19 protein-coding genes are annotated in these 23,503 nt (G+C 35.3%); 3 read left to right on the forward strand and 16 right to left on the reverse strand.

Features of this window, described 5'->3' with window-relative positions; translation table 11 throughout:
• Positions 1-64 precede the first annotated feature (64 nt).
• The 4 genes from KO527_RS00395 to KO527_RS00410 are packed head-to-tail and all read right to left on the reverse strand — an operon-like array spanning position 65 to position 4,936.
• On the reverse strand, positions 65-754 hold the full coding sequence (locus KO527_RS00395; protein WP_216038451.1) for an RNA pseudouridine synthase: 690 nt from the start codon (positions 752-754) through the stop codon (positions 65-67).
• Positions 751-1,776 carry an RDD family protein gene (locus KO527_RS00400; RefSeq protein WP_216038452.1) on the reverse strand — a complete coding sequence of 342 codons (1,026 nt, stop codon included), beginning with the start codon at positions 1,774-1,776 and terminating at the stop codon, positions 751-753. The genes KO527_RS00395 and KO527_RS00400 overlap by 4 nt, the downstream gene beginning before the upstream one ends.
• Before the next feature lie 28 nt (positions 1,777-1,804).
• The gene (locus KO527_RS00405) at positions 1,805-3,862 is read right to left on the reverse strand and encodes a TonB-dependent receptor (protein ID WP_216038453.1); all 2,058 of its coding nucleotides are present in this window, start codon (positions 3,860-3,862) and stop codon (positions 1,805-1,807) included.
• A gap of 45 nt (positions 3,863-3,907) precedes the next feature.
• Positions 3,908-4,936, reverse strand: a complete 1,029-nt coding sequence (locus KO527_RS00410; RefSeq protein WP_252733301.1) for a metallophosphoesterase — start codon at positions 4,934-4,936, stop codon at positions 3,908-3,910.
• Between the two features lie 248 nt (positions 4,937-5,184).
• Between KO527_RS00410 and KO527_RS00415 the strand changes: the two genes are divergently transcribed.
• A complete protein-coding gene (locus tag KO527_RS00415) occupies positions 5,185-7,275 on the forward strand; it encodes a winged helix-turn-helix domain-containing protein (protein WP_216038454.1) in 2,091 nt (696 codons plus the stop codon).
• A 2-nt stretch (positions 7,276-7,277) separates the two neighbouring features.
• Here KO527_RS00415 and KO527_RS00420 read toward each other — a convergent pair whose 3' ends face one another.
• The 7 genes from KO527_RS00420 to KO527_RS00450 form a co-directional block, all read right to left on the reverse strand.
• Positions 7,278-8,357, reverse strand: coding sequence for an alpha/beta hydrolase-fold protein (locus KO527_RS00420; protein WP_216038455.1), 1,080 nt, complete (start codon positions 8,355-8,357; stop codon positions 7,278-7,280).
• Positions 8,358-8,620: 263 nt separating this feature from the next.
• Positions 8,621-10,003, reverse strand: coding sequence for a cytochrome c oxidase accessory protein CcoG (gene ccoG, locus KO527_RS00425; protein ID WP_216038456.1), 1,383 nt, complete (start codon positions 10,001-10,003; stop codon positions 8,621-8,623).
• Between the two features lie 149 nt (positions 10,004-10,152).
• Positions 10,153-11,577: a sigma 54-interacting transcriptional regulator gene (locus KO527_RS00430; protein ID WP_216038457.1), complete on the reverse strand. Its 1,425-nt coding sequence runs from the start codon at positions 11,575-11,577 to the stop codon at positions 10,153-10,155.
• Positions 11,578-11,651: 74 nt separating this feature from the next.
• The gene (locus KO527_RS00435) at positions 11,652-12,485 is read right to left on the reverse strand and encodes a DUF417 family protein (RefSeq protein WP_216038458.1); all 834 of its coding nucleotides are present in this window, start codon (positions 12,483-12,485) and stop codon (positions 11,652-11,654) included.
• Positions 12,486-12,536: 51 nt separating this feature from the next.
• The gene (locus tag KO527_RS00440) at positions 12,537-13,130 is read right to left on the reverse strand and encodes an alpha/beta hydrolase (RefSeq protein ID WP_216038476.1); all 594 of its coding nucleotides are present in this window, start codon (positions 13,128-13,130) and stop codon (positions 12,537-12,539) included.
• Positions 13,131-13,240: 110 nt separating this feature from the next.
• Entirely contained in the window at positions 13,241-14,236 is a 996-nt protein-coding gene (locus KO527_RS00445) for a choice-of-anchor H family protein (RefSeq protein ID WP_216038459.1), read from the reverse strand.
• A 115-nt stretch (positions 14,237-14,351) separates the two neighbouring features.
• Positions 14,352-14,888: a YaeQ family protein gene (locus KO527_RS00450; RefSeq protein WP_216038460.1), complete on the reverse strand. Its 537-nt coding sequence runs from the start codon at positions 14,886-14,888 to the stop codon at positions 14,352-14,354.
• Between the two features lie 118 nt (positions 14,889-15,006).
• Between KO527_RS00450 and ylqF the strand changes: the two genes are divergently transcribed.
• Positions 15,007-15,951: a ribosome biogenesis GTPase YlqF gene (gene ylqF, locus KO527_RS00455; RefSeq protein ID WP_216038461.1), complete on the forward strand. Its 945-nt coding sequence runs from the start codon at positions 15,007-15,009 to the stop codon at positions 15,949-15,951.
• Between the two features lie 188 nt (positions 15,952-16,139).
• A complete protein-coding gene (locus KO527_RS00460; RefSeq protein ID WP_216038462.1) occupies positions 16,140-18,044 on the forward strand; it encodes an ankyrin repeat domain-containing protein in 1,905 nt (634 codons plus the stop codon).
• A gap of 184 nt (positions 18,045-18,228) precedes the next feature.
• Here KO527_RS00460 and KO527_RS00465 read toward each other — a convergent pair whose 3' ends face one another.
• From KO527_RS00465 to rpsL, 5 genes are all read right to left on the reverse strand, one after another.
• Positions 18,229-18,843, reverse strand: a complete 615-nt coding sequence (locus KO527_RS00465) for a class I SAM-dependent methyltransferase (RefSeq protein ID WP_216038463.1) — start codon at positions 18,841-18,843, stop codon at positions 18,229-18,231.
• A 104-nt stretch (positions 18,844-18,947) separates the two neighbouring features.
• Positions 18,948-20,132 (reverse strand): elongation factor Tu, encoded by a 1,185-nt coding sequence (gene tuf, locus KO527_RS00470; RefSeq protein ID WP_216038464.1) that lies wholly within the window; start codon positions 20,130-20,132, stop codon positions 18,948-18,950.
• Between the two features lie 72 nt (positions 20,133-20,204).
• The gene (gene fusA / locus KO527_RS00475; RefSeq protein ID WP_216038465.1) at positions 20,205-22,325 is read right to left on the reverse strand and encodes an elongation factor G; all 2,121 of its coding nucleotides are present in this window, start codon (positions 22,323-22,325) and stop codon (positions 20,205-20,207) included.
• An 81-nt stretch (positions 22,326-22,406) separates the two neighbouring features.
• Positions 22,407-22,877 carry a 30S ribosomal protein S7 gene (gene rpsG, locus KO527_RS00480; RefSeq protein WP_091988433.1) on the reverse strand — a complete coding sequence of 157 codons (471 nt, stop codon included), beginning with the start codon at positions 22,875-22,877 and terminating at the stop codon, positions 22,407-22,409.
• A 93-nt stretch (positions 22,878-22,970) separates the two neighbouring features.
• The gene (rpsL, locus tag KO527_RS00485) at positions 22,971-23,345 is read right to left on the reverse strand and encodes a 30S ribosomal protein S12 (protein ID WP_042150078.1); all 375 of its coding nucleotides are present in this window, start codon (positions 23,343-23,345) and stop codon (positions 22,971-22,973) included.
• Between the last annotated feature and the right edge of the window lie 158 nt (positions 23,346-23,503).

Genomic DNA, 23,503 nt, shown 5'->3' on the forward strand with positions numbered 1-23,503 from the left:
GAACAAGCAATTTATCAGTTGAGTTAACTATTGTATACAAAGGAGAAATGCGAAATATTCAAGTCTATAGAATTATGCATGCTTTGTTGATCTTAACTAATTGCCCTTCGGGTAAGTCGGCAAGGTGATATTTCTCAAATCTGATGCGTTTTAAATCAATCACCTTATAACCGAGTTGATGACTCATTTTTCGGATCTGACGATTAAGTCCCTGGGTGAGTATAATTTTAAAAGTATCAGCTGAAAGTATAGATACTTTACAAGGCAAGGTTAATTGCTTATTAACAATCAAACCACCCGCCATCTGTTTAGCAAAGTCATTATCTAAAGGCTGTTGCTGTGGTTTTACTTGAACCTTAACCAAATATTCTTTTTCATGGCTAAAGTCAGGATGAGTCATTTGATTACAGAACTCACCATCATTCGTTAAAATTAACAACCCTCTCGAATCTTTATCTAAGCGGCCAATAGGATAAACTCGCTGCTCTGTTGGTAAACTATGACTCAGACTGGCTGGATCATCCATATTAAGCTTACAATCAATACCTACAGGCTTATGATAAGCATAATAAACGCGCTGCGTATCAACTTTAATTCTCTGTCCAAGTATCGTTATGCAATCATTCTCTGTGACATGATCAATATGATTGGCAGGCTTACCGTTAACCATAACATCACCGGCATCAATATGCCTTGAAGCCTGCTTTCGAGAACAGTAACCACTGTGCCCTATATATTTAGCAAGTCTTATCATGTGTCACTTTTAGTCTCTTTCTCATTTATAAAAGGCACTTCTATTGGTGGTAAGTCACCTTTGATTACAACTGTTGCACTGATTTTATCTTGAATTGCTTGTCGGTTTGGATCCCAATAAATTTGCATAAAACCCAATAAACCTGTAGCAAAACCGGCTCCATAACCGCCATAACGACCAAATGAATCCCAGGCATTTAAATATTCACCTGATAATGCGATGACTCTAATACCCATCATTTTTTTACCTGGCGTTTGCCCTCTCCAAAGCAAAGTAAATAACGTAAAATACACAGCCGCCCAACCAAATCCTAAACCAAGATCGGTAATGACAACTTTAATCCACTCAACTAAGCTATGGTTTGTTTCAAGAGGAGAACTTGCTGGATTATCTTTTTTAGATTGCAGCTTTTTTTGCTCTGATTTATAACTTTCATATATTCCCCAAATAACCGCTCTTGCTATTTTGGGGTCAGTTTTGCCTGTCAATTCATTATCAAAAAAACCATCACTGGCAATATCAGTATTTTTTGCTTTTAATTCATCTAAAGCTGCTTGCTGACAACTTGCTTCACATTCATCAGATTTTGTAGCTTCTAAATAATCCTCTATCTGTTTTTGTTGCTGCTCAGTTAAAGTCACATCACTTGAAACTGTAATTAAATCTTCTGAGGAATTAAAATAATCAACGGTTTCATCTAAAAACGCCATACTGGCCACAAATAGTATAATCGCAGCACTAAACTTTAAAAATTTACGTAGCCAAGTTTTTGTTTGTGGTAGGTATTTATCATTCATGCCACGATAAAATGCTAACGCAGCCACAACCGATATTAGCGCAGCACTGAGTTTAGCAGCGACAAATATAAAAAAGACATCTATCAAAATAGCAAAACCACGCCTATTAGCGCTTGCCAGCGGTAGCCCTAATAAGTTTTTGTTAATTTTAAAGGCGTAAGGTGTGATGATTTCTCTGCATTCTTCATTTGATAAATGAAGCTCTTCAAATTCTTTAGGTTCCATGATTTATTTATATCTATTTTAAGTAGTTTTAGAATTTATAACTCAATGAGACTTTAGCGCTTCGTCCCTGCTGAGGATAAGGATGCACTGTCGTACCGCCTTGCTCGTATTGATGGTCTAATACATTATGTAAATTAAACTCAATATTAAAGTCAGATGTGATTTGATGTTGGTAATTTGCATTTAATACTAATGCAGGATCAACACTATAATCTTTAGCATTGGCCTCACCTTCCATAAAAATAGGTGACATTTGCGAGCCGATATAACGAATAATTAAATTAAAATCACTTTGCGGTGATACTGCTATCGTACTGATGAAGTTTGCAGTTAAGCTTGGTACGTTATGAACATCGCCGTCAGTTTCACCATAATTTTCTGAACTAATCGCTTTTTGATAACCTATCACAGCTTTTAAACTCACATCTTTATGTTGATATTGACCTTCAAACTCTAAACCCCAGCTTTTTAGCTCTCCGGCATTGATATAGTTTGGACCTAAAATATCAGCGTTATTATCCCTAAAAATAAAGTCGCTCAATTCGTTATAATAAATATTGGTAGACAGTATTAGATTTTGATCTAAAAGTGTAAATGTGGGTGTTAGCTGTATAGACTCTAACCTTTCAGGCTTCAAGTTTTCACTTCCTTGAAAAGAGGGCAAGGTACTAAAGCGATTCCAAAAAGTTGCATCTACAAATGACGATGCGTAAGACAGTTTTAAATTGAATTGTTCACTTTTGTTATAAACCAAAGACAATCTCGGGCTGAAATCTTCAATATTTTCAGTTTCATAACGGGATTTATAATCATATCTCGCCCCAATATTAGCAAGCCATAAGTCGTTTAATCTATATTTCATTTGCACAAATATTGATGCGATAGACTCCTTTGCTTTTGGTAATAAATCAGCTCTACCCTCAATAGGTAATAAGTCTGAGCCTTCAAAAGAAGTTAACAGTTCGCTATCTTTTATCTTCATAGCGTCATACTGAAAACCAATTAAATAATTAGCATTTTGAGTTTGTTTATTAATACTAGAGATCAAACCAACTGAACGCTCTCGCCATGAAGGCGCCGAATAAGTTTTTGTTTCAGGGTTCACTATCACTAACGAATTAATCTCATTTTCATCCAGGTATATTTCTTGATGCCATAACCAATTATTAAGTTGCTTATCAAAACTAAAATTATAATGTTGCGATTGCCAACCTAAACCTGGCCCTATGCCATTTAACTTTGCATAATCATCATAATCATAAGGCTCACCAGTTTTACCGCCTCCAGAAAAAGGCTCTATATAATGACCCCTTCGCCAATTGGCATACAAGCTCCAATTATCATCTTTAATTTTAGCGCCTATATCGTAGCTAGGTAGATCATCATAACCACCAATAATGGCACTATCACTTTGGCTTGTCTTAGATAAATAAATAGGGCTATTAGGAATATTAATTGTATCCCCTTCACTTTTAAAATACTGACCCCAAGCAAGTACATCTAAATCAGCGATAGTTTGACCGTGTAAGAAATTAACTTGTTGCGTATTATTTTTAGCTAACCCAAGGGTTACTTGAGTTGAATCTAACTCACTACCTTTTTTCAAAATAATGTTAATAGTCGCGGTTAATGCAACGTTGCCATATAAAGAAGAAGCCGGACCTCTCAGGATCTCTATATGTTTGATTTTATCTAAACTGATACCGTAATCAGGTGCTGCCATCGAGTAACTACGGCTATTTAATCTATGACCTTCAATCATGATTAACATTTTTTGCTGTGAAGACGTAAATACACCTCGAGCAGCTACATTTTGCTCATTTTGGTCTTCTACACTAGTGAAATTTGGTACAAAGGTGGTTAATAAATCTTTTAAATTGCGAGCGCCGGTTTCATCTATCATTTGAGCGGTGATCACAGTAATAGGCACAGGCACATCTGCGAGGGATTCTTTAAAAAGAGAAGCCGAAGTAACCTCTATTTCGACTAACTCTTCTAAAGATAGAGAAAATATATCTTCATCGGCAGAAGCTGCATTGATGAAAATAAAAGTTAAACCTAATAAACAACCGCGGATAAAATTCAAAGAAAATTCTTTTTTATGATTCTTTTTATTTATTCTAGAGTTTATCTAGTTAAACAACAACGATTGTTTTCCCTGTATATCAGCACGAATAAATTTATTATCTTGCCAAATCAATAACTCGCCTCTTTTACCTTTTTTTATTGAGGCATCAATTGCTAAAATTTTATCGTTAAAACGGGTTTCCAGTTGCTTCATCGAAGTATGACCAACAACAATGCGCTTCGCATCTAGTTGCTTTAATAAGCTTTCTATTTGTTTTTGGTCTAACTCGTCCTCTTTAAAGAATCCACGATACCAGATTGGGCCAGTTGATGCGTGAAGCACTTTATATATATCATGAGATTTTACCTCTTTTTTACTCAGACCTATACTGTTTCTAAACTGTGCATTAGCCTCTTCTAAACTTAGATTTAAATCTAAAAAATCTTGATGAATACCGCCATGCAAAAATACAAATCCATTTACTTTAATAACTGTTGATTTACTACGCAACCAACGACCTAATACCGTATCTTCTGCAAAAAGCGCTTTTAAATCACGATTAATCACCTTAAGTGTATAAACGTATTTATCATGTAAGTAACGCTCATCACCACGTAAAACCATATATTCATGGTTGCCTAATAAGTAATGTAATTTACCGCCCGCCTTTGCTGCTTGTTGCTCTAATTTATATACTAGCCATAATGCTTCAGTCACAGTATCACCACGGTCAAAAATATCACCTGTAATAACTAAATGCCCTTTACCCCAAGTCCAGTTATGGTTGGCATCAATCACACCATTTTTTTCAAGTAACTGTATAAAAATATTAACTTGGCCATGTATATCACTAATCGCAGCTATTTTTTCTGCATTGTTATATACATCTTTTTCATTTATTTTAAATGTTTTAGGGATTGATAAATCACCTTTATAATCATAGATCTTGAGTTGATTGTTGTTAATTTGATATTCCATCAAAGCTTTATCACCATCAATCAAATAAGGCCCATCATTATATAATTTTGCCGCTGATACTAAATTTGTAAAACAAGCTAAGAAGCCTGTGAACAGTAAAATATGAGTTTTCAATTTTTATATCTCTTAATCTTTTTATCTATTGTACATCTGAGCAAAAATATAATTTGTATACAAATCTATCTTTCTCTTTTTAATCTCTATTTAAAGTTTAACTAATAAAAACAATTAGATAACTAATTAGTTTGAAAATAGTAATCTGTATATATGTGACTTTATTCATTTATTATTATTAGAAATTATGACCTTTCATGATACCTTGTGATTGATTTTTGTATGAGATTTAAATTTTTAGGGCTTAAATGAAACCTGTTTGGATAAATGGCAACAAAATAGATTGGCAACGCAGCGAACTTATCTCTCCAGCGCGTACCACCTCTATAGAGCCAAAAATATTAGCTGTTTTAAAAGTACTAGTTGAAGCTAATGGCGATGTTGTTTCACAACAGTTTATTTTAGATACGGTATGGGAAAATGTCGTAGTTGCACCCAATGCACTTCAGCGCTGTATTGCACAACTAAGAAAGCTATTTTCAGATGATGCAAAAACACAAGAAGTGATCAAAACACACCCAAAAAAAGGTTATAGCTTAGTTGCTAATATCTCTTTATCAGCCCCAGTCCTAAATAACTTAATTGATGAGACAAACACAAGTTCACAATCCGATAGAAAGCATTCATCAACGCAATCTAAACCCTATGTGTTTTTGGTCACTGCAATTATTTTCTTTATTGGTTTTTACTTAGTGACATCATTTAATGGTTTTGAAAAGCAATATAAAACAATAGAGTCACTCACAAGTTCTGACAGTATAGAGAGCATGCCATCCCTATCTCATGACAAACAATTGCTCGCATATATTAATACCCAAGCTGATGATGAATTTTCAGATAAATCTCAATTAATTATTAAACACTTACCTTCTCAAACAAAATCTGTTTTATTAACTGATACGCGCTTCAAAGGTGGACTCTCTTTCAGTCCAGATAATCAATCTATTACTTACTCACAAGTACGATTTTTTAATAACACAAAATGCGCATCTATAATGCAACTCACCATTGAAACCAAAAAAGTAAAACAACTGATTCCGTGTGAAAATAGCTTTTATCATGATGCGCAATGGCTTGATAGTAATACTTTAATAACACTAAAAACAAATAAGATAGCCGATAGCGAATTTGTATTATTTGATGTTTTATCAAATAAACAAACAAAACTTACCACTGATTTTAAAAAGCCAATCAGCTTCGCCTATAACCCGCTCTCACAACACATGGCTGTTATCTCTCAATCTATTAACGATAAATACCAGTTATCATTTTCTGCACTCAACCTCATAAACTCAAAGCTAATCACAACTAATCACTACCCTTTACCTATGAGCAATTTAAATCAAGCTCAGCCAAAATGGTTTAATGAAAACAAACTAATAATTGCCGCAGATAAAAAAATATATTGGTTTGATAATTCAGGCCTAATGAATACCACAGAGATACTGACACCTAATACAATATTTTCTGCACAGCCATTTAATTCTCATGGCGATATACTTGCAGTATTAGGCCAACAAGATATGGATGTTAGATTACGTACATGGGATAAAACTAATTCAGATAACTTTACTGATCACGTGGTTGAACGCTCTACAAAAAAGGAATATTCAAGTAAGTTTCAACCAAACACTCAAAATATAGGTTTGATATCAAACCGAACAGGGCATGATCAAATTTGGATCAATAGCAGCCAAGGGTTAAAACAATTAACGGATATCAAAAATGAACCAATAAGTACTTTTGTATGGTCTACAAATGGCAATAAATTAGCCTTTTTAACAGATAATGCAGTTTGGACTAAAACCTTAAACAACCCTGAAAAAGCATTAAAACTCAATTTTAAAGTCAAAGATATTTACCAATGGTGGCAAGATGGAAACTCTGATTATTTATTAGTTAACGCATTAATATTTGATAAAGCGTCTAATAAAACACAGCCAAAAATCATATCGCTTAACTTAAAAACCTTAGATTTTACTGTCGAATTTATAGGTGAAAACTATTGGGCACAAAAAACATCAACCAATGCTTTGGTTATGAACGATCATCAAGGACGTATTTTTAAACTAGTTAATAATCAAAAACAAATAATTAAAGATTTAGATCACATAACAGTGCAGTGGCGCTATTACTGGCGCAACAACATATTGTATATACAAGATAAGCAACAGAATATTTGGCAATATGATGCGATAAAAGACCAAGCAAATATTATTCAGCAGTTTGATTTAAACTCTCTGTTTATGACTGATTTCAATCCTTTAGAAATGAAAATGCTGTCAGACAATTACGCCCCACAGCAAAAAGATTTAGTGTTATTGAAAGTAGCAAACTAATATTATAATTTTAATACCTTTAATTTATTTTGGATAAATTGAATGCTTTCGTCATCACCCTTTGCTTTAGCTAAAATAAGCGCTTTATTATAAGTCTGTTTAGCCGCTCTATTCTTCTTAGCGGCCAATTGCGCTTTTGCTAAACGTGTTAAGTAATAAGCGTTTTCTGGTGATTGATTGACTACCAGTTTAAGAGTTTTAATCGCATCAGTATATTTAGAGTCCTCTATTTGCATATCACTTAAATCCATCAAAGTATTAATTGAAGATAACTCATAACCATATTTCGCTTTTAAATTATCGTAATAAACCTCTACACCCTTTACCCCAGATGCTTTAAATTGCGTCATATCTGAAGGACTACGGTCTGAAAATAGTTTTTGCACCGCTTTAGATACACCTACCATAGGCCCTGTCATATAATTATCTGTTCGAAAATCTTCTGTATGCCAAGTTAAATTATTATGCGCATATTGATTTAACTTCTTTTCTAATCCCTCAAATAAAGGGGCATTACTAGTGAAGCTGCCTAGGCTTAAATATAGACTTTTATTTTTATAATCAGGCGAAGCCAATCGATTATCAAATTTAGCCAATAAACCTGATTTATCCAAAGCTAAAGCAGGGCTTACGCTAATATATGCATTAAATAGTTCAGGTTTATTAGCTAAAACATATAAAGGAAAATTACCACTACTAGAAAAGCCTTCTAAAATATTAAACGGATGTGTTTTAAAGTGTTTGTTTATATAAGGCATCACTTCTTGATTTAAAACTTCAATAGTTAAATCACTATTGATACCTGAGGCAGAAATATATTTAGGCTCCATATCTGTTTCAATTTCAATATAAGGCACTGTGACGATAATCACTTTAGGTAAAGCACCAAAACCTACATGGCTCAACCAAGCTAATTGTTCTTTCAGAACGTTTATTCGACTGCCTCCTGCTGTTGTATAAAATATAGGATAACGCTCATCAGAGTCATCTTTATAACCATCAGGTAAATACACTTTAAATTTAACATCATGATTAGCAAGTTTACTTGGCAATACCACAGGCTGCTCTATATTTTTTGCCATTAAATGACTGCAATTAAAGATGAAAAAGAAACATAGCAGCAATATATATTTATTAAATCCGTTTTTAATATCGTTCATAATACTCTCAATTATTTAATATAAAATTCAAAGTTACTATCCCTTAAGTCACTGCTATTAAATTGATTTTTAGATGATAAAAAGCTGATGGTTTTATGATGAAATAAAAAATAACCCACTTATTTTTATATAAGTGGGTTATGGTTACAAGATAAGTTGGGTTTAATTACCTGTAATACACAATGCTAATTTTTATAAAACCGAGATGTTTTAACTAGCTTAATATCTGGGTTTTCTACCGATTGAATTGTAAAATTCACATCTGTTATTTTCTTTTTAATATCATATCCGTCAGCGGTGATGGTAACAGGGACTCGATGCATCACCCCTGGACCAATTTTAATGTCTTTTGATACATCGAGTATGCCACCTAATACGCCGTCTGATGTAATATTAAAGTGCAGTGGCTTTTGTGTTTTGTTTATAATTCTTAAAGTATAAGTATTCTCAACTAAACCTTCATAATTAACACGGTAAAGTGCATTACGATCTCTTAATATCGATGTCTCTAACGGCACACGATTAAATGCCCACAAACCCATAAGTACAAATAATAGAACTGTAAATACACCATAACCTACAAGCTTCAACCTAAATTTACTGACGCTTTTACCAGATAGTGCATGCTCACTGGTATATTTAATTAAACCTTTTGCATAACCAAATTTATCCATCGTATCGTCACATGCATCAATACATAAACCACAGTTAATGCACTCATACTGCATACCATTACGAATATCGATACCTGCAGGACATACCTCAACACATAAGTTACAGTCAACACAGTCACCTAAACCAAGTTTTTTAGGATCTTCTTTACGTTTACGACGGCCTCTGTTTTCGCCTCGTGCCGTATCATAAGCAACAATTAAAGTATCTTTATCAAACATGACCGCTTGGAAACGAGAATATGGACACATGTAAATACACATTTTTTCTCTTAACCAGCCAGCATTACCATAAGTACAAATAGCAAATAAAAATACCCAGCCACTGGTGATCCCTGACCATTCAAATGTGAACATTTCACTATATAATTCAGATGCTGGAATAAAATACGACATAAAAGTTGTTGCTGTGAATAAAGATAAAATGAGCCAAACACTATGTTTAGCAAATTTTTTACTAACTTTACTTGCTGACCAAGGAGATTTATCTAATTTGATCCTTTGATTACGTGTGCCTTCAATTTTATGCTCAACCCAAATAAATGCTAAAGTCCAAATTGTTTGCGGACACATATAGCCACACCAAACACGGCCTAACCAAACCGTGATAAAAAATAAAGCAAAAGCAGCCCCCATAAACAAACAAGCTAATATCATGAAGTCTTGTGGCCAATAAGTGACACCAAAGATACGAAATTGCTGCTGTGCAACATCTAATAAAACGGCTTGCTGACCATTGTATTGAATAAAAGGGATCAGGATGAAGCTAAGCATGAGTATCCAACCCATGATTCTGCGAATTTTTTGAAAATATCCTTTTTGTTCTCTAACATAGATCGGCCCATCGGTTTTATAGGGCTTGATGATCATATCTTCTTCTTTAATATCGAATTTCATATTGCTACAACTTAGTGACGGATTCACTTAGTTATAATCAAATATCGAGCCAAGAAGGCACCACCATAAACCATTGATTTTATTTAAAATAAATCTAATGTTAAATTAAAGAAAACACGATATATCACATACGCACGATATATCGCGCTTTAATTACGACTTATATTTAATTTTTTCATTCGAGATCTCAAAGTACTATCTGGCATACCCAATATTTGAGCTGCACCTTGTTCACCACCTATGCGCCAGCGACATTCACTTAATACTTCTAAAATGTAACGTTTTTCAATTTCAGCTAGTGGTACTTTCGTAATGTTTGGCACGTTTTTACTGATATTAAAATTTTGTTTAATATGCAGAATTTTACCTGTAGATAAAATCATTTCTCTTTCTAGGATATTTTGTAATTCACGAATGTTACCCGGCCAGTTATAACGCATTAATTTATCTAAACTGCGATTATTAATACCCTCGACTTGTTTATGTAGCTTTTGATTAAGTTGATGTAATATGCTTTTAGCTAAAGCAGGAATGTCTTCAATACGTTGCCTTAATGCAGGCACCTCAATCGGAAAAACATTAAGACGGTAATATAAGTCCATTCTAAACTTACCTTGTTCAACCATTTTGAGTAAATTTTGATTAGTAGCAGCAATAATACGAATATCAACAGCAATAGTTTGATTACCGCCCACTCGTTCAAATTCTCTTTCTTGTAAAACCCGCAAAAGTTTACTTTGTGCCTCTAACGGAAGCTCGCCAACTTCATCTAAAAATAAAGTACCTTTATGTGCCAGCTCAAATCGCCCTTTACGGGTTTCATTTGCTCCTGTAAAAGCCCCTTTTTCATAACCAAATAGTTCAGATTCTAATAAACTCGCAGTAAATGCCGCACAATTGACTTTTACTAATGGAGAGTGGCATCGAGCGCTTAACTGGTGTAAATTTCTAGCGATGACTTCTTTACCTGTGCCATTTTCACCTAAAATTAATACTGTACTATCTGTTTGCCCTACTAACTCTATTTGCGACAACATTTGTTTAAAACAATCAGTTTTGCCAACTAAGCCAGAATCAGCCCAGCCTTCATTTATCTCAGCTTGTAAGTAAGTATTTTCGGCTTGGAGTTTTTCCGTAAGTTGTTGTACTGTTTTTAATGCATCGCGTAACGCCTGATCTGTTTCCCTTTGCTGGCTTACATCTCTAAATACTGCAACTGCACCTATTAACTTGCCATCCTTATGAACCGGTGTAGATGTATATTCAACAGGAAAACTCGTGCCATCTTGACGCCAAAAGACTTCATGGGTAATTTTACGTTCAATACCATCGCGCATTGTATTATAGATATTACATTCTTCGGCTGGATAATCACTGCCATCAGCATGACTATGATGATGATATTTATGGATGTTTTTACCCAATAAATGCTTTGCTTTCCAGCCTGTCATACGTTCAGCTGCTGGATTAATAAATACCGCATTGCCATCTAAATCAAAACCATAAATACCTTCACCTACAGCGTTTAGTAATAATTCAGAGTCTGCTAAAAATTGCTTTATTGGGTGTGCCACTATTATTTATTCCATTACGCGATATATCGTGGCTTTAATTATGAGTGATAAAAGCCACGAAATACAATGTTATTTTATAGTGTTGATGCGCTACTAAGCTGGTGAATAATAATTAGATTAACGATAAACCACAGATCTTTAATAACAAACTGCCCAGTGCCTGTTAATAAGGTACTTGCAGATAAAGAGCCGCTAAATGTTAATAAGAAAGTCTGCGTCACTAAAAATACCGTACTTGCTAATAACAAAGTAAAAATAAGATAGCGTTTGGTATATAAACTGATAGCTAGTAACAGTGTTATCACTAAATCATATATGCCAATAAGATTTGAGGTCATTTGCAAATCAAAGAAGTGATATAACCACGACATTAGAAAAGAACTTTTAACTAAAGCCTCAATACCTTGCGCCTCAATTAACGTAAACTTCATGCCACCAATCCAGATATATACTAAAGCAACGGGAAAAAAGTTAAGCCATATAAGCTGCTGTTTAGAAAGCTTTTCAGATTTAATTAAATAAAAACCTATCGTAAACAATGCAAAATATTTAATAATGCCTTGCCCTGAGCCTATTGCAGGAAAGCCCCCTAATGAAGCAATCCATACTTTATCACTTAACAAAGTCAATAAAGGCACTAAGCTAACCAAGATCAGTAAATAACCTAGCCAAAGCGTTACTTTTTGATTATTTAAAGCAGAAAAAGATAAAACTGCACAAATGATAAAAACGACTGCTGCCATTAAAACAAATACAGTATTTGGCAATAGCCCATTAAGACTATAAAAGTCAGCAGTAAAGCTAATAGATTTGTGGTCACCAATTAAATAAGTACTTAACCCCATTAAAATAAATGAGGTTAATAATAATATTAATATGGCTTTTTGATGTGATATAAGGTGTTTCATAATAACTCGATTCAATAATAACTAACTTACTTGACCGAGTTTTTACTGTTTTTATTCTGATAATAAAATACCTTGTATATAACTGACTACTTGGCGAGAGTAAATCAGACTTGTATGACTTAAGTGAAATACTTTATGTTCGGCCATGCCTTTAAGCTTAGTTTCATCTAATAATACTGTGCCATCTGACTCACTGCCTCTTTCAAGTATTGGCATTAGACCTAAAGGTAAATCGCCCGCAATGCTGTAAAGCTTAGCCTTAAAAGGCCAATCATTATTTGGAGATAACAAATACTCCACACTATTTTTAAGCAGTTTATCTAACCCTTTTTCATGCATTTGTTTTGCTATGCTACTACCTTTATGTGGCGTGCCTAGAGTAATCACTTTAGTAATAAATTGCGATGATTCAGAATTGTTCTCTAAATACGCCCTCGCAATTAAGCCACCTAATGAGTGGCAAACTAATACTGTTGGTTTATTTACTATGAAATCATCTAACTGGGTAAAAATTTGGTTACTATCAGGGTCACGGCTTTTATATGTCAGGTTTAATATTTTTACACCTGATTTTGCCAATCGGTGGCATAAAGGTTTCATCACAAAACCTGACATATACAAGCCATGTAATACGATGACTTGCATATCTGATACCTCACTCACTTGGTAGTTTGTTGCTGTATGTATATTCAAATTAATACTATGTCCTTATCAATCTCTATTTGAGTTTAGAGGCTCAATTATCTTATGTCATCTTACTTGCGACGATAAAATGTAAACCCAACTAAAGCTAATAGCATATATGCCGCCGAACCTGAACTATGTACCACTTCAACATACTCTTCTTGAACATACTCTTTAGACTCTAAAGCAAGTCCAGCTAAATTAGCCCATGAATTAGAACTGATATAATGTAATTCATGCCCGTAATCAGCATCTCTTAAAACAACTTCAATATCATAATAACCACTCACAAAACCTGATTGTAGATTGATATCAAAATACTGCTTATCTTCTGTTGAATCAGCATAAATAGTAAAAGCATTGCTTGAGTAAAATAATTGACCATCAATCACAATATCAGCAACAACATTCTGATAACCATATGTGGTATCGGCATCAATCGCTAAAGTAAAATTTTCATAATACTGATCATTATCTATATCTTGATGGTATTGAATTGCAAGTGAATAAATAGATAATTCATTATCTTGATCATATACACTGCCTTCTAACGGTAAGTCTTCTAATGCATAAAAATCATTATGATTGGCAGTTAAATAAACCTCTGAAGAGTAAGCATCTCGCACTGTAATATAAACTTGATAATAGTTTGTAGGCAATAAATCAAAAAACTGAAAGTCAAACTGCTGGTTATCTTTATCTGAATCACCATTTAAGGTAAATAAATCAGATGTATATACAAGCTCTGATATACCGTTTTGATTTATAAATGCGATATCAACAAATACATCTAAACTTGAATAATCCGTATCTAAATCAAAATTTAAGGCTAAATTTTGAAAATAGCCATCTTGATCTAAATCTTGGTATGCCTCACTCGTTACATCATAAAACCAAATTGGCTCTTGATGATTCATAACTGAGTTTTTAACTGCACTTTTAACTGCATTCTGCTTTTTTACAGATTGCTGAACTTTAATACTAGGGGAAGCTTTAGTGAGTATTTCTGCCGAGGCAGTAAAACTGCTCAAAACTGCTATTAATAATGTAACTGTAAATAAACGCATTTGTGTATTCCGCTTTTATGTTTGCTTACCTATATAAAAGCGGATCTGCGCTGAATCAAAACTGAACAAATGTAATTATTTGAAATTACTTTGTAATCAAAGTTTATTTAAAGCACTATTTCAGTTGAATTGGTTCTACTAAAACACTGCTATTTTCATCTGAAAACCATACCTGGCCATCTTGAACAGTCACGGATAACTGCATGCCTCTGCCGATCATGCCAGCTAACTCTTGAGTCGTTGCAAAAGGTAAGCTAAATACTTCTAAGTTATCCATTTTATTTAACTTCTGAGCATTTTTTTGCCACCAAATATCTTGTGCACCTTCGCCATATGAATAAACACGCACCTTTTTAGAGCGGTTACTGGCTTTTTTTACACGTTTTTCATCAGGTAACCCTAAATCAATCCAAAGCTCTATTTCTTCTGAATAATTTACATGCCATAGCTCTGGCTCGTCTTCTTCACATAGCCCTTTGGTAAACTCTAATCCTTCACAAGCATTTAAAGCAAAAGTTAAAATACGCACCATTAAACGCTGATCTGTTTCAGACGGATGCTGGGCAACAGTAAAACTAAAATCTTGATAAACATGTCTATCCATATCGCTTAGCGATAGTTTTACTTTGAGAATTGTTGCTTTAAGTGCCACTTTAAGTACCTTAAAAAAGAGAATTTTAAAAATTTGTGCCAGTATACCTGAATAATGTTGGCTCAAGACACTATCGCCAGTTAAAATACAATCTGAATTTAAAGTGAGGAGTAAATAAATGGCTATCCAGTGGTTCCCAGGGCATATGAATAAAGCCCGTAACGAAATAAGTGAGATCATGCCGCAGATGGACGTGATCATTGAAGTACTGGACGCACGTATTCCTTACAGCAGCGAAAACCCAATGATCAGTGAATTACGTGGCGATAAACCTGTAATTAAAATACTGAATAAAGCCGATTTAGCAGATCCTAAGTTAACAAATGATTGGATGAGTTATTTAGAGCAAGAAACGGGTGTTAAATCTTTAGCTTTAGATACCAACAAAGCAGGTGAAGTTAAACGCATTACTGACCTGTGTAAAAAATTAGTACCTTTAAAAGTAGGCGCTGATAAACAAATTAAAGCCATGATTATGGGTATTCCAAATGTAGGTAAATCTACGCTGATCAATACATTAGCAGGGCGTATAGTAGCTAAGACAGGTAATGAACCAGCGGTAACTAAAGCACAGCAACGTATTAAAATTGATGAAGGCATCATGCTTTACGATACACCAGGCATGTTATGGCCAAAAGTTGAAAATGAGAATTCAGGCTTTCGCTTAGCCGCAACAGGTGCTATCAAAGATACTGCCCATGATTATGAAGAAGTAGCCAGTTATACTGCTGAATATTTATTAGCTTCTTACCCTGAGCTTTTAACAAAACGCTATAAAATTGAAGACTTACCAGAAAATGACTGGGAGTTTGTTGAAATGGCGGGCAAAAAACGTGGTTGTATTCGTTCAGGAAACCAGGTTGATACCCATAAGATGTCTGAAATTCTGATCAATGAATTAAGAGATGGCATTATCGGTCGTGTGACCATGGAAACACCTAAGATGCGTGATGAAGAAGAAGTGATTGTAGCTGAAATGCGCGTTAAAAAAGCTGCGCAATTAGAAGCTAAAGCGCAAGAAAAACTTGCGCGTCGCTCTCGCGCAAGAAAAAATAGACGTTAATTTTATTTTAATAGGGAATGAGTTAAGTTTCGGTTCAGGTAAGCATTGCTATAGTAGCGTTATTCCCTGGAACGATTACTCCCTGATGTAAAAATTCCCTTGTAGCATATTAAATTAATGCTTTAGCCGACTTATTTAAGTTGGCTTTTTTTTTACTTGCAATATAATACGCTTAAAAAAGGATAAAAATGAAAAAATGGATTTTATTTACTGTATTAGCATTAATCGCATTATTGCTTTGCACCTTAGTGACAACCTCAAATGTCAATAGCACCTATCAAAAAACAACCTTAATAAAAGCTAACGACTTTCAAATGGCTTCTCAGTTAAATAATACAAAAAGCAAAAAGACGACTAATTTCGAGCCTGAATCCTACAATCAGTGTGATAAATTTATAAAAACATATCAAAAACACAAGAATCAGATAGGAAGAAATATAAATTGGGAAAAATTCTTAGCCGATGACTATCATGTCGATGATATAACACTGACAATAGAACACATTCAAAACAGTAATTTTGCATCCAGTTGGCGGGTAGAGCAACTCCGAAAAGGCTCAACACTCAACAAAAGCAATAATGACATAAAAAATCATATAAAAGATTTAATACCAGACTTACCAAGTTTCTTTCATATTGAAAAAGCAGTACCCTTGCCCGACCTCGAAAAAATAAACGATTTAAACTACCATGATGCGCATAATTTGCTTAAGCGCTTAACTCTAACAGTTGATGATATAGCATGGTTAATCACACAAGAAAACATACCCCAACCTTTAATAATTGAAGCCCTTAACAATCAAAATCTTAATAAAATTATAGGCTACGATAAAATTGATGCAATATCACTATTAGATTATGCCGTAAATTATAATAAAGACTCTGTTGTTGAATTCTTACTAGATCATGGTGCAACAATTTCAAATGATCTGTATTTAGGTTCGACGATGGAGTGGGCACTAAAAAATTTAATGGTTCAATTTTGGAATCAAGATCAAAAGGAAAAAGTTTTAAAAAGCATAAATATTGTAAAAAAATTAATCCATCTAGGAGCAGAAGCACGATTTAGTGTAAAGAACGAATTTGAAATTAAGGGTGACTTTCCCCGTCAATTCTATCAATTCAAAGAGCTTGAAATTAAAAAGCTATATGAAGAATATCAATTAGATTTAATACAAATATCTGAACGTAAAACATTAGTTGTTGATAAACAGTCAGAATTAATACAAAGAATAACAACAAAAATTTCAAAGAATGTAACTAAAGAAACATCAATCAAAAACTCAATTTCGACTTTTCATAACTGCCGTAAAATGATCTCCAAGATAGAAGACAGTTGGAAACCAAAACCTCTTAAACACTTTATAAATCAGCTTTCTGAAAATAAAATACCTATCACTAAAGAAAATCTACAAGAGATAGATCCTATTTTAGCCACATGTTACTTTAAAAAAGAGAACCCTTTTCGCATAGAAGTAATTGAGAACTCACCTAGCACCAAGCAAATTTTTAAAGCTCTCAATGAGAAAGATATCAATAAAGCAATAAGTATCGCAGAAAGTAAAGAATACTCAATGAAACAAAAAAGATGGCTTTTTTATCAAGTTTTAGGCTGGGATACGGCATATTATTCAGAACTACAAAATAGCGATTTGCACCAAAGTAAATTTAACTATCGATATTTTTCTGCTACTAAAATTGAAAGTATAAAATCATTTGTTGAAGCGGGTTTTGATTTAGATTATATAGATGAACAAGGTACCACTCTGCTTCACTTAGCGATTCAAAAAAGAAACCTAATACTATTAAAATACTTATTATCTGAAAATGTTTTACTCGATGAATACAATTTATCTGATGATTTATTATATTTATTTCTGAGAGAGCTCAGTAAATTTACTGAAGAGGCGAGATTAGCTTTTTTAACCGAGTTAATGGCATTAGAGCCACAAATAAACCATCACCACTTGCGTGCAATGTCATTATTTAAAATGCGAAATCAAGAGCAATACCTCGAAATAATAGACTTATTTCCTAATTTTGCGATAACAGATAAAACACCTTTGCCTAAAGCATATTGTGGATTTTATTAATATTAAAAACACATAATATAAAGAAAATTTTTTAACAATTAAAAGAGTTAAGTTTCAGTTCAGATAAGCACTGCTATAGTAGCGTTATTCCCTGGAACGATTACTCCCTGATGTAAAAATTTCCTTTATTAATGCTTTAGCCAATCTCTTTAGGTTGGCTTTTTTTTGCCTAAAATTTAGAGTATTAGTTTTTTATAAAGTGACAATAAATAAAGTTTTGCTTGGTATTAAATGGGGTTTGGTGCGTTTCTTTGTGATGAGAGACTAAGGTAAAACATTCACCTAGCGCTAAAGCCAATGAATGTGGGTTATATCTACATATATCTAAACCACTACATTTCTCAGGTCCATCCTCTGCAAATGTAGCAATAATCACATGACCATTTTTATTTAATATATGCGTTAAATTATTTATATATTTTTGACGATTAATCTTATCAGTCAAAAAGTGGAACACAGCCCTATCGTGCCATAAATCAACTTTAAGCGCTTTTAATCTTTCATCAGTTATATCAGCTTCAATCCAATTAATTTGCTTGGAAATGTCTCCTAAGCGTTCTTGTGAAGTTTTTAAAGCTGCTAGTGATAAATCTAAAACCTGTAACTTTGAATAACCTAGTTTAATCAAATCATCCACTAAAATTGAAGCACCACCTCCAACATCAATCAAAGATGCTGATAAAGGTAAACCTAGTGAGTTTATTAGCTCAAGTGACTTAATACTATGAGATTGAAACCAGCTCACCTCATCATATGATTTAGTTGTATATACATTTTCCCAATGATCTTTTACTGTCATATTATTTATTCTATTGCAGTCTTTTTAAGACTATCTCATTATTTCAGGCATTAAAAAAGGCCGCATAAGCGACCTTTTTATTAACAATTAGAATTAACTAATTATTATTCTACGATGCTAGCAACAACACCAGCGCCTACAGTACGGCCACCTTCACGGATAGCGAAGCGTAAACCTTCGTCCATCGCGATTGGACAGATAAGTTCAACAACCATCTTAACGTTATCACCAGGCATAACCATTTCTACGCCTTCTGGTAATTGAACATCACCAGTTACGTCAGTTGTACGGAAGTAGAACTGTGGACGGTAACCTTTGAAGAATGGAGTATGACGACCACCTTCATCTTTTGAAAGTACGTATACTTCAGACTCAAACTTAGTATGAGGCTTGATAGTACCTGGAGCTGCTAGTACTTGACCACGCTCAACGTCTTCACGCTTAGTACCACGTAGAAGTGCACCAATGTTCTCACCAGCACGACCTTCGTCTAGAAGCTTACGGAACATTTCAACACCAGTACATGTAGAAACTGTAGTTTCTTTGATACCAACGATTTCAACTGAATCATTTACGTTGATGATACCAGCTTCAACACGACCAGTTACAACAGTACCACGGCCTTGGATTGAGAAAACATCTTCGATAGGCATGATGAATGCTTTATCGATATCACGCTCTGGCTCTGGAATGTAAGAATCTAGTGCTTCTGCAAGCTCAACAATCTTATCTTCCCACTCTTTCTCGCCTTCAAGCGCTTTAAGAGCTGAACCAGCGATTAGTGGTAAATCATCACCTGGGAATTCGTATTCTGAAAGAAGTTCACGAACTTCCATTTCTACTAGTTCAAGTAGTTCTTCATCATCAACCATGTCACATTTGTTCATGAAAACGATGATGTAAGGAACGCCAACCTGACGTGAAAGAAGGATATGCTCACGAGTTTGTGGCATAGGGCCGTCAGTTGCAGCTACTACTAAGATAGCACCATCCATTTGAGCAGCACCAGTGATCATGTTTTTAACATAATCGGCGTGACCAGGACAATCTACGTGTGCGTAGTGACGAGTTGGAGTATCGTATTCAACGTGAGAAGTTGAGATAGTGATACCACGTTCTCTTTCTTCTGGCGCGTTATCGATTGCAGAGAAATCTTTAGCTTCACCACCGTATACTTTTGCAAGTACGTTTGTGATTGCTGCTGTTAGAGTTGTTTTACCGTGATCTACGTGGCCAATTGTACCAACGTTAACATGCGGTTTTACGCGTTCAAACTTTTCTTTTGCCATCTTAAAAATTCCTATTAAGAATATAATAGTCCAATCCAGCCTTGCGAGCTATGAATCGGACCGAACTAAAAATTATCTAGCAGTACGAGCTGCCATGATTGTTTCTGTGACATTTTTTGATGCCTCAGCATACTTCAAAAACTCCATTGAGTATGAAGCTCGACCTTGTGTCGCAGATCGAAGGGCGGTTGCATAACCGAACATCTCAGCTAATGGAACAAGTGCATTCACTTGTCTTAATCCACCAGGAGCATCGTCCATACCTTCAATCAAGCCACGACGGCGGTTTAAGTCACCAACTACATCACCCATATTGGATTCTGGAGTAACAACTTCAACTTTCATCATAGGTTCAAGTAATGCAGGGTTTGCATCTAATGCACCTGTTTTTAAACCCATGGATCCTGCGATTTTGAACGCCATTTCATTGGAGTCAACATCGTGGAATGAGCCATCAAACAAGGTTGCTTTAACACCAAGTAGAGGGAAACCAGCAAGAACACCATTTTGCATTTGTTCTTGGATACCCTTATCTACTGCCGGTATAAATTCACGAGGAACAGCACCACCTACAATTTCGTTTACGAATTCGTAGTTTGGCGCATCATCATCGTTAACGTCTATTTCTAACGGTTCAAGTCTAAGCCATACATGACCATATTGACCTCTACCGCCTGATTGACGTATAAATTTGCCTTCAACTTCTACAGTTTTACGAATCGATTCGCGGTATGAAACCTGAGGTTTACCCACGTTACACTCAACGCTAAATTCACGTTGCATGCGATCTACGATAATATCGAGGTGGAGTTCACCCATACCTGAAATAATTGTTTGACCAGTTTCATCATCCGTATGGACTTTGAAAGATGGATCTTCAGCAGCTAGTTTACCTAGTGCGATTCCCATTTTGTCTTGATCAGCAACTGTTCTTGGTTCTACTGCAATTGAAATAACTGGTTCAGGGAAGTCCATACGCTCAAGCGTAATAACAGCATCCTGATCACATAAAGTTTCACCTGTGGTGACTTCTTTAAGACCAATCGCAGCGGCGATATCACCGGCTCTTACTTCTTTGATTTCTTCACGGCTATTAGCATGCATCTGTACGATACGACCAAAACGCTCCTTTTTACCCTTAATCGGGTTATAAACGAAGTCGCCTTGTTTTACTACGCCAGAATACACTCTAAAGAAAGTAAGCGTGCCAACAAATGGGTCGGTTGCAATTTTAAATGCAAGCGCTGAAAACGGTGCGTTGTCATCTGCCGGACGCTCAGCTTCGGAATCATCTTCAAGAACACCTTGAATTTGCTTCACTTCAGTTGGCGACGGTAAATAATCAACAACGGCATCTAATACTGCTTGAACACCTTTATTCTTAAAAGCTGAACCACATGCCATAGGAACGATTTCGTTCGCTAAAGTACGCTTACGTAATGCGCTTTTAATTTCAGCTTCTGAAAGTTCACCTTCTTCAAGGTATTTATCCATTAGCTCTTCGGTAGCTTCAGCAGCCGCTTCAACCAATTGTTCACGATACATTTCTGCTTCTTCTAATAAATCAGCAGGTATCTCATCGTAACTAAAAGACATGCCTTGATCTTCATCAGACCAATTTATGACTTTCATTTTAACTAAATCAATTACGCCAGAGAATTCTTCTTCAGCGCCAATTGCAAGTTGAATTGGAACAGGATTAGCACCTAGGCGGTTCTTTATTTGGTCGACTACCATAAGGTAATCTGCACCAACGCGATCCATCTTGTTTACGAAGATCATTCTTGGGACTTCGTATTTGTTCGCTTGTCGCCAAACTGTTTCAGTTTGCGGCTGAACACCAGAGGATGCACAAAGAACCACTACAGCACCGTCAAGTACACGCAACGAACGCTCAACTTCAATTGTGAAGTCAACGTGTCCTGGCGTATCAATGATATTGATACGATGGTCTTGGAACTGTGCGTCCATACCTTTCCAGAAACATGTGGTAGCAGCAGAAGTGATCGTGATACCACGCTCTTGCTCTTGCTCCATCCAGTCCATCGTTGCAGCACCGTCGTGAACTTCACCAATCTTATGTGAAAGACCAGTGTAGAAAAGCACACGTTCAGTTGTGGTAGTTTTACCAGCGTCTACGTGTGCAACGATACCGATATTACGGTAGCGCTCGATTGGGGTTGTACGTGCCATACTATTCCTCTTAAAACTTTAAACCACTTAAACAAGAAAGATCTGACTAATAAGCCAGACCATTTCAATTTTAAGCAGTGACTACCAACGGTAGTGAGCGAATGCTTTATTCGCTTCAGCCATACGGTGAACGTCTTCACGTTTCTTAACCGCAGTGCCTTTATTATCAGCAGCGTCAACGATTTCTTGAGCTAAACGTAAGCCCATAGATTTTTCGCCACGCTTACGTGCAGCGTCTACTAACCAACGCATACCTAATGCGTTGCGACGAACTGGACGTACTTCTACAGGAACTTGATAAGTAGAACCACCAACACGGCGAGATTTAACTTCTACCGTTGGGCGAATTGCTTCAAGTGCTTGTTCAAAGATTTCTAGATGCGCTTTACCTGATTTCTCAGCAGCCACGTCTAACGCACCGTATACGATTTTTTCAGCAGTTGATTTTTTACCATCTTGCATTACAACATTTACGAATTTCGCAAGAAGTTCTGATCCGAACTTAGGATCTGGAAGAATTTTACGTTGACCTACTACGCGTCTTCTAGGCATTTTGTATCTCCGGTTTATTCAGGTTGGACTTGTTAGTCTCATACCCAAAACAAAAAAATTAAATTATGTGTTTGGCCTTACTAACGGAGACTATTAACCCTTAGGTCGTTTAGCACCGTATTTTGAACGTCCTTGACGACGATCACTTACACCAGCACAATCTAATGCGCCGCGTACTGTGTGAAAACGCACACCTGGTAAATCTTTAACACGACCACCACGGATAAGGATTACACTATGCTCTTGCAAGTTGTGACCTTCACCACCGATGTATGATGTTACTTCGAAACCGTTCGTTAAACGAACACGCGCTACTTTACGTAATGCAGAGTTTGGTTTCTTTGGAGTAGTAGTATATACACGAGTACAAACACCACGTTTTTGCGGACATGCTTTAAGCGCCGCTGAGTTGCTTTTTACAACTTTACTTCTACGTGGCTTACGTACAAGTTGGTTGATAGTTGCCATTAAATAGCTCCTAATGATTAATTGACTGCTGAAAGAATTAAAATTCTGCCTAATGCTAGTTCAAAAAAGATTGAATTTTTACACTCTAAATTTTTTGCCCTCAACATAAGGGTGGCGGAATTTTAATGAGCAAAGTTTAACCTGTCAACAATTAGCGT

Source organism: Pseudoalteromonas sp. C2R02 (genome assembly GCF_018860845.1).
Lineage (GTDB): Bacteria > Pseudomonadota > Gammaproteobacteria > Enterobacterales > Alteromonadaceae > Pseudoalteromonas.